Genomic DNA, 11,467 nt, shown 5'->3' on the forward strand with positions numbered 1-11,467 from the left:
AGCTGCTTTTACTTGTTCATTTTATTTAGCTTTGGAGTGTATTTTGCTAAATAAGTATGTTTTATCGTCAATTATTTTTATATCTGGGTGCTTAATGCCATCAATTAAAGCGGTTGCAAAACCGGCTCTTTCTCTTGAGGAAAAACTAGGGCAAAAGTTAATGCTCGATTTTCGCTATTTCTGTGAACAAGGCACTGGTAAACATTGCAGAACACCAATGACAAAGCTACCAGAGTCATTGGCACGCGTAATCAGCGACTATAACATTGGTGGCGTCATATTATTTTCAGAAAACACACAGTCAATTGAACAAACCATTACGCTTAGCCATCAACTTCAAGTGGCTGCCCGTAAATCTTCAAGTAAACTGCCACTATTTATATCAATAGACCAAGAGGGCGGAAGAGTTGCGCGTTTGCCGCGTGATGTTGCAACGTCATTCACGGGTAATATGTCTATTGGTGCAACCTATAAACAGCACGGCGTTGACTTTGCTACTAAATCAGCAACGGTTATTGCCAATGAGCTAACAGCCCTGGGGATCAATGTAAATTATGCACCTACCATTGATGTGAATATGAACCCAGACAACCCCGTTATAAATGTACGCTCGTTTGGTGAGAACCCACAACGAGTGAGTGAACTTGGCGCAGCACAAGTGGCTGGGTTTGAGAGCAATGGCATAATTACATCGCTCAAACATTTTCCGGGACATGGCGATACTCACGTTGATAGCCACACAGGACTCCCTAATGTTGCTCACTCAAAAAATACCATTTACGAACAAGATTTAGCCCCTTTTAAACATATTATTGCTAAGCAAAATCCCGGTATGATCATGACAGCGCACATACAATACCCAGCGCTAGATAGCTCAACCTTTGTCTCTGTAGAAGGCAAAACAATGATTAAACCCGCCACTATGTCGCGCACTATTATTACCGACATTTTAAGAGGTGAGCTTAACTATAAAGGCGTAGTGGTTACCGACGCACTTGATATGGCTGGTATTAGTCAGTTTTTTACACCCATTCAAGCTGTTATAAATACATTTTTAGCCGGCGTTGATATTGCGCTTATGCCAATAGAAATAAGAACGCCCGATGATATAAAAAAGCTTGATGAGCTTATTAAGTCGTTAGTTCATGCTGTCGAGTCAAATCAGTTAGATGAGCAAGAAATAACACTGTCGGCTGCGCGTATTATTTCGCTTAAAAATGCATTTGAGTTATCTACTGAGTTTGACCCTATTAATGCAGTAGTTAATGCAAAAAGTATATTAGGCAATAAACAACACAGAAAAATAGAGGCCGAGCTTGCTTTAGCAGCAATAACACAGGTAAAAAACACAGAAAACACATTGCCACTAAATTTAAATAATGGCCAACATATACATATTATTATGCCCGACACCCGTAAGTGTATGGCTATGCAGCAAGCAATTGAATCTGCAAGTTCATCATCTATTACGTTCAGCTGCAGCAGCTTACAAGGGTTTGACCCAGCACAAGCAACCCAGAGCATTAAAGCAGCTGATGTTGTCATTGCGGGTAATGCCACGCCTAATCAAAGCGCGGTTGAAATTGGTGGCATGGATGATTTAAAAGATGACCCTAATTTTGCGCTTAACACGCGCGAACAGCCACAAGCGCTTGAGTCACTGCTTGCCATGGCTAACAAATTTGATAAGCGTACTGTATTTATAAGTTTGAGGGCTCCTTACGACATCGCTAAATTTGGCGACTATGCCCACAGTGTACTGGCATCATATGCATACAATATTGATGTAGACACGCACGAACGTGTTTCAGGCCCAGCGTTTACCGCACTCGCTAAAGTAATAGTTGGGCAAGCCACTGCCAATGGCACCTTACCTGTTACAATTAAACCGCAAAAAGGCAATTAACATGAAACTAAATTGTGATTTGGGCGAAAGCTTTGGCTCATGGAAAATGGGGCTAGATGATCAAGTTATGCCACATATTGATATGGCGAACATTGCTTGTGGTTTTCATGGCGGTGACCCTGATGTAATAGCAACAACATTAACGTTAGCTAAAAAAAACAACGTAACAGTAGGAGCGCATCCCAGTTACCCTGATCTTCAAGGGTTTGGACGACGCTCTATGGCGTTAACAACAAGCGAACTAACAAATTGTATTCAGTATCAGATAGCAGCGCTTGAAGGCATGGCAAAAATACAGGGGCTTACGTTAAGCTATGTAAAACCACATGGTGCACTTTATAACGATATGATGGCTAACAACGACGTGTTAGCAACCATTTTATCTGCTGTCGCGAACTACCCTAGCAAACTAAAGCTGATGATTTTAGCGACTAATCAAGCAGATAAACACATCCAGTTAGCTAAACAGTTTAATGTAGAACTGTTACTCGAAGCATTTGCAGATAGGCAATACACTGATGAGGGCCATTTGGTCTCTCGCAAACTCGATGGCAGCGTGCATGATAAACCCGCCATACTTGCACAGGTAAAACAGCTTATACAAACAGGCAGTGTAACTACACGCTCAGGTAAGCAACTAATGCTTAATGCACATAGTTTATGTGTCCATGGAGACAATAACGATGCAATTGAACTCATTAAAGAAATAAAAGCACTGTGTGACTGACCTTTAGTAATATACGAAAGCTGTAAACCCCCTTTACAGCTTTTTACCCCAACTTGTTAAATACACCCATGGAGTTAAATATGAGCTTCATCGCATTGCACTGTTAATTTAATAATCCCTCACTTATAACTGTACATAAGTTAATAACAGGGATTAATAATGAAACAACTTTTAGCACTTAGTTTTATATTAAGCGCAAGCCATTTAGCCAGCGCAAACGAGAATACACACACACTGCAACTTCAAGATGTATTTGATTTAGAATATGCAAATCAAATAGATATTACTGACGACGGAAAAACCGTTTACTTTGTGCGAAACCGCATGGATATAAAAACAGACCGAAAAGTGGGAAACATTTGGTCTGTTAATTACAAAACCAAACAAATGCAGCCCCTCACTTCCGGCGTTCATATGGATTACTCGCCAGTACTTTCTCCAGATGGGCAACGCCTTGCCTTTATATCTACTCGTGATGGCAGCAGCCAAATTTATATGAAGTGGCTTAAAACCGGTGCCATTGCCAAAATAAGTAATTTAACCAGTAGCCCTCGCGCTATTAGTTGGAGCCCCGATTCAAGCCAGCTTGTATTCAGCATGTTTGTACCAAGTAAAAACACGCCACCGGTTAATTTGCCAGGAAAACCGAAAGGCGCAACGTGGGCAGAGCCGGCTAAATTTATTGATGACGTATACTATCGAGCCGACGGTGGTGGATACTCGCAAAAAGGCTTTAATCAATTATTTACACTTGATGCTAACGGCGGAAATGCTAAGCAACTTACCCGTGATGAATTTGATAACGCTGGCGATGTTAGCTTTAGTAAAGATGGCAGCTCACTTTATTATTCAGCTAATAGACATGAAAATAACCAGCTTAAACCCACAAATACTGAAGTATATAAGCTAAACCTTACCACCTTAGCCATTGAAGCAATCACTGATAGAAATGGTCCAGATCAACAGCCTAAAGTCTCGCCTGATGGTCGCTACCTTGCTTATACAGGATACGATGATAAACGTACTAATTACGAGAACACTCAACTTTATATTCGTGATTTAAAAACCGGTGATACTCAAAGTCTGACTAGCGATTTCGATCGCAGCGTTGGCCAAATAAAATGGAGCGCAAATTCAAAAGGCCTCTATTTTAGCTATGCCGATGAAGGCAAAACCGCACTCGCCTACCAACCTCGTAGTGGTAAACGTAAGGTGATCACCGAAAAAATTGGCAGTGTGGCATTCGGCCGACCATACTCAGGCGGGGATTTTGATGTAAGCAATAACGGCGATATCGCGTTTACACTTGCCGACACTCAACGCCCTGCAGATATAGCCACCATTAAACGCGGTAAGGCAGAGCGCTTAACTTCACTTAATAGCGATGCGCTGGGTGATAAACAACTGGCTAAAGTAGAAGAAATTTGGCTTAAATCAAGCTACGACCAATTACCTATTCAAGGATGGATTGCTTACCCGCCAGGGTTTGATAAATCTAAAAAATATCCTTTAGTGTTAGAAATTCATGGCGGGCCGGTGGCTAATTATGGGCCTCACTTTAGTGCCGAAGTTCAGCTTTTTGCAGCAAAAGGTAATGTGGTGTTATACATGAACCCGCGCGGAAGTGACTCGTATGGAAAAGAGTTTGCACAAACCATTCATCATAATTACCCAAGTAATGACTTTGATGACTTAATGACTGGGGTTGATGCACTTATTGAAAAAGGGTTTATTGATGAATCAAAACTATTTGTTACAGGTGGCTCTGGCGGAGGTGTACTAACTGCTTGGATTGTAGGTCACACTGACCGATTTGCTGCTGCCGTTGTTGCAAAACCCGTTATAAATTGGATCAGCTTTGTACTAACTGCCGACTTTTATCCTTTTTTTGCTGATTACTGGTTTCCAGGCAAACCTTGGGACCACATAGCGCATTACATGAAACGCTCGCCAATTAGTTATGTAGGTAATGTGACTACCCCTACAATGCTACTAACAGGTGAAGCTGACTACCGAACACCCATTTCTGAAACAGAGCAATACTACCAAGCGCTTAAGCTACAAGGTGTAGACACCGCTATGGTTCGTATACCCGCTGCATCACATGGTATTACAGCGCGTCCGTCTAACTTAATGACTAAAGTGGCTTATATTCAATGGTGGTTTGATAAGCACAGTAAATAACTTTTCATTTGAGTTAATTATTAAAAGCCACTTTTTTAAAGTGGCTTTTGTATATTTGCAAAGTGTAAACCCCCTTTACATTTTAATGACACATTACATATCGGACTTAACCGATTTCTCAGTTAGTAAAATTTCGGTTTATAGCTCTTTTGATAGTTTGAGTTAGTAAAAAACCGGTTTGAGTCACTGTTTATAGCCTTTCAGTTAGTAAAAATTTGTTTTGTGAAAGGTAAGCGTTGGTAAAAAATCGGTTTATAAATTGAGTTTAAGCACTAAAAACATCAAAAATTAACGCATTTCCAACCTTTCATTGCTCTTTTAAGCCCCTTTACAACAAAAAAATACTTATAAAACGCTTTAATTAAGCGGTTAGTTAAACTCTGATCTACAAATGTGGTTAGCTAGTTAAATCGTGATCTGTATATCCATTGTTAGTCAAACTATGATCTGCAATACCCAAGAGACCTGATGTAAGTTTTATTCCTCATAAAAAATTCGCTTTAAATACGGCTAAGGGCTTTGTTATTAAGTAAGATTTTGTTGCACATAAAAAAGGCCTTGCGGCCCTTGAGTAACACTATCTAGAAATTTTAGAACTGGTTCATGGTGTTATCTTCACCACCGGCTTTTAATGCGTTATCACCAGAGAAGTACTCTTTGTGTGTATCACCAATGTTAGAACCCGCTAGGTCTTGGTGCTTAACAGATGCTTGTTCACGGCGAATTTCTTGGCGTTGTACATCACGTACATAAGCAAGCATACCTAGGTCACCAAAGTAGCCCTCTGACAAAATATCTGTGCTAAGTGCTGCTGTGTGGTAAGTAGGCAGCGTAATTAAGTGGTGGAAAATACCCGCTTCACGTGCACCATCACGTTGGAAGTTCTGTACAAGTACGTCAGCAGCGGCGGCAAGCTCTGTTGCATCCATTTCTGGCGCCATAAGTGCTTTGTTGTCACCTAAGCTTGGGTATGCACTAAGGTCACGGCCTTCTTCTGCCCACTCTTGATAAACTTGCTCACGGAACTTAAGTGTCCAGTTGAATGAAGGTGAGTTGTTGTAAACTAGTTTAGCATTTGGTACTTGCTCTTTAACGCGGTTTACAAGTTCAGCAATTTGTTTTACATGTGGCTTTTCTGTTTCAATCCACAATAAATCAGCGCCCGATTGAAGGCTAGTTACACAGTCAAGTACTACGCGGTCTTTCTCTGTTCCTTCACGGAACTGGTACAGGCCATTTTCAAGGCGAGTAGGTTTACACAGCTCACCGTTGATTTTCATTGCCGTATCACCTTCGTTTAAGTCCTCTACACCATTAATAGGCGTAGTCTCTAAGAAGGCATTATACTGGCTTGCTAAATCACCTGGAGTTTTTGATACCGGTACTTTTTGAGTCAAGCTAGCACCTAATGAATCAGTACGCGCAACAATAATACCGTTATCGATACCTAGCTCTAAAAATGCGTATCGAACCGCATTAATTTTTGCTAAAAAGTCTTCGTGAGGTACGGTTACTTTACCCGCCTGGTGACCACATTGTTTAGCATCAGATACTTGGTTTTCGATTTGAATAGCACATGCACCGGCTTCAATCATTTTTTTAGCAAGTAAGTAGGTCGCTTCTTCATTACCAAAACCGGCATCAATATCAGCAATAATTGGCACTACATGTGTTTCAAAATTGTCGATTTTATCAAGCACAGCTTGAACGTCGCCGCCATTCGCTTTTGCTTCATCTAGGTCATTAAATAAGTGATCAAGTTCACGGGCATCGGCTTGCTTTAGAAATGTGTAAATTTCTTCAATAAGCGCTGGAACAGATGTTTTTTCGTGCATGCTTTGGTCAGGTAACGGACCAAACGCAGAGCGAAGTGCAGCAACCATCCAACCACTTAAGTAAACATAACTACGTTTAGTTGTTTTTTGATGGCGTTTAATAGCCATCATCATTTGCTGGGCAGTAAATCCATGCCAACACCCTAAAGACTGTGTGTACTGGCTTGTGTCTTTATCGTAAGCGGCCATATCCTCACGCATTACGTCAGCTGTGTATTGCGCAATTTCTATCCCAGTACGAAAGCGATTTTGTAAACGCATGCGAGTTGCATACTCTGGGTTAATTGCCTGCCATGCATTTCCTTGAGATTGGCATAAAGTAGAAAGTGTATCGGTTTCACGTTGATATGTTGTCATAATAAAGTCCTTCGAACGGGTATATAAATAATTTATGTTGTGAGAGTGGCGACGTTGCTTGTGCTCCGTAGCGCTTAATTCAACATTAGGCTTATTTTTCAGATTTAGTAAATTTATAGTTTTTATTGCGACTATATTTTTTGTGAATATCAAAAACACACTCAACATGGCTTTTTTACGTTATTGTTGCTCAAACGCACAAATACTATGGCGACCGTTTAAGGAAGGCAATTATGACCCACACTCTCACACATTCAGGACTCAGCGTAGATTTAGAGCTCGCTGACTTTGTTAAAACTCAACTACTACCTGGTACACACTTATCAGAACACCAATTTTGGCAAAGTTTTGCAAAAATTGTTCAAACGTTAACGCCAATAAATAAAGCGTTGCTGGCCAAACGTGAACAACTACAGCAACAAATTGATCAATACCACATTGAAAATAAAACGTGGGATAGCGAGCAATACCGTCGCTTTTTAAGTGACATTGGCTACTTAGTACCAGAACCTGCTAATTTTAAAATTGAAACACAACAGGTTGAACCCGAAATAGCTGTTACAGCAGGCCCACAATTAGTTGTTCCAGTAAGTAACGCACGCTTTGCACTTAATGCGGCTAACGCGCGCTGGGGGTCGTTATACGACGCCTTATATGGCACAGACGTGCTAAGTGAAGATGACGGTGCCGAAAAAGGAACTACCTATAACCCTGTTCGTGGCTTTAAAGTAATGGCATACGCACGCCAGTTTTTAGACAAAGCACTCCCTCTTGAAAACGGCTCGCACATAGAAAGCACCAACTATTCTGTTGTAAATGGCGCACTGGTTATTACTCTGCGTGACAGCTCTCAAACCACGTTAGCTGACCCCTCTCAGTTAATTGGCTACCAGGGCGAAGCCCAAAACCCAAGCGTTGTATTGCTTAAAAACAATGGCTTACATATAGAATTACAGATAGATCACCACCATATTATTGGCCAAGCTGACAAAGCGGGTTTAAAAGATGTGGTACTTGAAGCAGCCCTAACTACTATTATGGATTGTGAAGACTCTGTAGCCGCTGTCGATGCACAAGATAAAGTGCAAGTTTACAAAAACTGGCTAGGTTTAATGCAAGGTAACCTAGTTGAATCGTTTAAAAAAGGCGATAAAGTCGTAGAGCGTACGCTGCAAAACGACAGAACATATACCTCTATTGATGGCGCTGCTATAACGCTTAAGGGCCGCAGTATGATGTTTGTCAGAAACGTTGGCCACTTAATGACAAACCCAGCTATTACTGACGTTTACGGCGAGCCGGTTTTTGAAGGCATTATGGATGCAATGTTTACTGCCACAGCCGCCCTGCACGACTTAAATAAAACGTCTGGCGTAAAAAATAGCAGTGCACAGAGCATTAATATTGTAAAACCTAAGATGCATGGCCCAGAAGAAGTTGCTTTTACAAGTACACTGTTTACCCATGTAGAAGAGGCGTTAAACTTACCAAAAAACACCATGAAAATGGGTATTATGGATGAAGAACGTCGTACATCTGTCAATTTAAAAGCATGTATAAATGAAGCAAAACAACGTGTTGTATTTATTAACACCGGCTTTTTAGACCGTACAGGCGATGAAATTCACACATCAATGCAAGCAGGTGTTGCGCTTCCTAAAGCCGAAATAAAACAACAGTCTTGGATCAGTGCTTACGAAGACCGCAATGTCGATATTGGCCTTGCATGTGGGTTAAGCCAAAAAGCTCAAATAGGCAAAGGCATGTGGCCGATGCCAGATAAAATGGCGCTGATGATGGAGCAAAAATTAGCACATCCTAAATCGGGTGCTAACACAGCATGGGTGCCCTCTCCTACTGCTGCAACGCTGCATGCTATGCATTACCATGATGTTAATGTTTTCAGCGAGCAAAACGCTATCGCTCAGCGTGCCATAGCGAGCCTTGACGACCTGCTTACTCCACCACTCATGCAAGACCCATCGTCACTTTCAAAAGAAGATATACAAAGTGAGCTAGAAAACAATGCGCAAGGTATTTTGGGTTACGTAGTGCGTTGGATAGACCAAGGTGTAGGCTGCTCTAAAGTACCCGATATTAACCATGTAGGGCTAATGGAAGACAGAGCAACACTTAGAATATCTAGTCAACATATGGCTAACTGGTTATTGCATGGCATATGTACACAGGAGCAAATTACATCCACAATGGCAAAAATGGCCAAGGTAGTAGACGGCCAAAACGAACACGATAAAGCCTATACCCCAATGGCAAGCAGCCCTGAAACACTAAAAAATAGTATTGCGTTTCAAGCAGCCCTCGCCTTAGTACTTGAAGGAACGACACAACCTAGTGGCTATACTGAACCGTTATTACATAGCTACCGTATACAGTATAAGTTACAGCAAAGTTAATACACTCCAAATGTTTAACGCTGTATCTTAATTGTTTATTTCGTGTCAAAACCAGCCTTAGGGCTGGTTTTTTATTGTCTAAATCAACAAACAAGCACACCAATTTTTATAAAGATGTGCTTAAACACAATTAAAACAACTCATTTTAAAATAGAAACACATAAATTAATAAACTCTATGAATACCTAACATTTCTTTAAATACAAAAAAGCGTGTTTTGTATACACAAAACACGCTTTTTAGTGTTTATTTGCTATAAAACACAACGTTAAGATTATTTTTTTATAATTGCATTGTGATAAACATTTTGTACGTCATCACAGTCTTCAAGCATATTTATAAATTTATCGAAGTTAGCTATAACCTCTTCGTCCTCAATATCAATATTAACTTGAGGAATAAAAGTAATTTCGTCCACCTCAAAGTTAATACCTTCAAATGCGTCTTCAAGAGCTGTTTTAGCCTTAAAGTATTCTGTAGGCGGTGCAAAAACCGAAATTTTACCGTCCTCAGCTTCTACATCAGCAACATCGACATCAGCCATCATTAGTGCTTCTAAAACAACTTCATCGTCATCGCCAGCAAAACCCAATACCGCGTAATGGTCAAACATGTGCGCTACACAACCAGGTGTACCTATTTTTGAATCAGTTTTAGTAAACGGTAAACGCACATCTTTAATTGTTCTATTTGGGTTATCGGTTAAGCAATCAACAATTACCATACAGTTGCCAGGCCCATAGCCTTCGTAGCGAGCAACCGAGTAATCCTCCCCTGCTCCACCGGCGGCTTTCTCTATTGCTTTTTCGATAACGTGCGCAGGAACTTGGTCTTTTTTAGCTTTTTCGATTAGACGACGCAAAGTTTGATTTACTTCAGGATCGGGTTCACCATTTTTAGCAGCAACGTAAATCTCTTTACCGTACTTTGAGTTTACTTTTGTTTTTGCATTAGCTGTTTTGATCATAGAACTTTGACGAACTACAAATGCTCTGCCCATTATGTGCCTCTAATAAATACATTAGTTTTTAATATTTTAACAATTCAAAGCGAGTTGGGCTAGTACGCCTTACGTGCATTTTATAAGGATAGTGTATACATGAAATCAACCAGCAGCCAATTTAACATAATTCTACTTTTTTAGCGTAGCTTTCAACTAAGGCAACTAAGTCGTAAAAATCATGTAATACGTAATCGGCTTGATCTGCGTATGGCGGAGTTTCTTCTGGAGCATATAAACATGCACGCATTTTGGCATTATGTGCAGCTTGAATATCGTACAAATAATCGCCCACATACAGTAAGTTATCAGCACTAATGTTCCAAAGTGTAGCAATGGCGTTTAAAGCACTCGGATCAGGCTTAGCAGGCGCATCACTTCGTGTAAGTACCGTACTGATTGGAAGGGGGTTATTTTTTAATTTAAGTGCAGCAGCTTTGTCAAAATTACGCGTCACTATTGCCATAGGAATATTTCGTTCATTTAACAGCGTAATAGCTTCACTTACGCCAGGTAATAACGTGGCATGTTGAGCATCTAATAATTCGTGCTGATGAACAATGTTCATTGCCTCTTCGCGCATATAAGGAGAAGGAAGTTGCGCGATAAAGTCGAGTAAATCTTCGCTATCGGGACAGCCAATTTGGGCTTTAATAAGTGAAAAGTCGAGTTCTGACGATACTAATGTACCATCAAGATCAAAAATAACACCATGGATAGCCTCTACCTGAGTCGTCATACCAATCCTTGTTTATGAAAATAATTAGTTAAGCTTTTTTCAAACATAAAATTCTCGGAGCTTACACCCTAAAATGGGAACAGTTAATACTAATTATATTTAAATTAATAGTGCGTGGTGTTCATTAACTTCAAAGCAACTAACAATGAAAAGAAGCTTAGCAGTTAGTTGTATATTGCGCAAAACAAGGTAAATATAAACAACTCAGACTTTTACGTATCTCTGTATTTTACCGATCAATTATGAACATAGCTTAAATAGCGCATTAAGATGCGCACTTGAACAAAGTGCGCATTGTGTATTAA

Annotated in this window: 7 protein-coding genes; 4 read left to right on the plus strand and 3 right to left on the minus strand. The window is 40.4% G+C overall.

Annotated elements, in window-relative coordinates:
• Window positions 1-94 precede the first annotated feature (94 nt).
• The 3 genes from R0J88_RS04020 (at window position 95) to R0J88_RS04030 (ending at window position 4,817) form a co-directional block, all read left to right on the plus strand.
• Window positions 95-1,906, plus strand: a complete 1,812-nt coding sequence (locus R0J88_RS04020; protein ID WP_410899157.1) for a glycoside hydrolase family 3 protein — start codon at window positions 95-97, stop codon at window positions 1,904-1,906.
• 1 nt (window position 1,907) lies between these two features.
• The gene (locus R0J88_RS04025; protein WP_410899158.1) at window positions 1,908-2,633 is read left to right on the plus strand and encodes a 5-oxoprolinase subunit PxpA; all 726 of its coding nucleotides are present in this window, start codon (window positions 1,908-1,910) and stop codon (window positions 2,631-2,633) included.
• A gap of 159 nt (window positions 2,634-2,792) precedes the next feature.
• Window positions 2,793-4,817 carry a S9 family peptidase gene (locus R0J88_RS04030; protein ID WP_410899159.1) on the plus strand — a complete coding sequence of 675 codons (2,025 nt, stop codon included), beginning with the start codon at window positions 2,793-2,795 and terminating at the stop codon, window positions 4,815-4,817.
• A 590-nt stretch (window positions 4,818-5,407) separates the two neighbouring features.
• Here R0J88_RS04030 and R0J88_RS04035 read toward each other — a convergent pair.
• Window positions 5,408-7,009 carry an isocitrate lyase gene (locus R0J88_RS04035; protein WP_410899160.1) on the minus strand — a complete coding sequence of 534 codons (1,602 nt, stop codon included), beginning with the start codon at window positions 7,007-7,009 and terminating at the stop codon, window positions 5,408-5,410.
• Window positions 7,010-7,242: 233 nt separating this feature from the next.
• Here R0J88_RS04035 and R0J88_RS04040 point away from each other — a divergent pair, with 233 nt between their 5' ends.
• Window positions 7,243-9,423 (plus strand): malate synthase G, encoded by a 2,181-nt coding sequence (locus R0J88_RS04040; protein ID WP_410899161.1) that lies wholly within the window; start codon window positions 7,243-7,245, stop codon window positions 9,421-9,423.
• 274 nt (window positions 9,424-9,697) lie between these two features.
• On the opposite strand, the gene R0J88_RS04045 is transcribed toward R0J88_RS04040, so the two are convergent.
• Together R0J88_RS04045 and R0J88_RS04050 are read right to left on the minus strand one after the other, a co-directional pair.
• Window positions 9,698-10,423: a YebC/PmpR family DNA-binding transcriptional regulator gene (locus tag R0J88_RS04045; protein ID WP_410899162.1), complete on the minus strand. Its 726-nt coding sequence runs from the start codon at window positions 10,421-10,423 to the stop codon at window positions 9,698-9,700.
• A gap of 121 nt (window positions 10,424-10,544) precedes the next feature.
• Complete coding sequence (locus R0J88_RS04050) at window positions 10,545-11,162, minus strand: HAD family hydrolase (protein WP_410899163.1); 618 nt, start codon at window positions 11,160-11,162, stop codon at window positions 10,545-10,547.
• Window positions 11,163-11,467 lie beyond the last annotated feature (305 nt).

The organism is Pseudoalteromonas sp. SIMBA_162, assembly GCF_046535955.1.
GTDB lineage: Bacteria > Pseudomonadota > Gammaproteobacteria > Enterobacterales > Alteromonadaceae > Pseudoalteromonas > Pseudoalteromonas marina.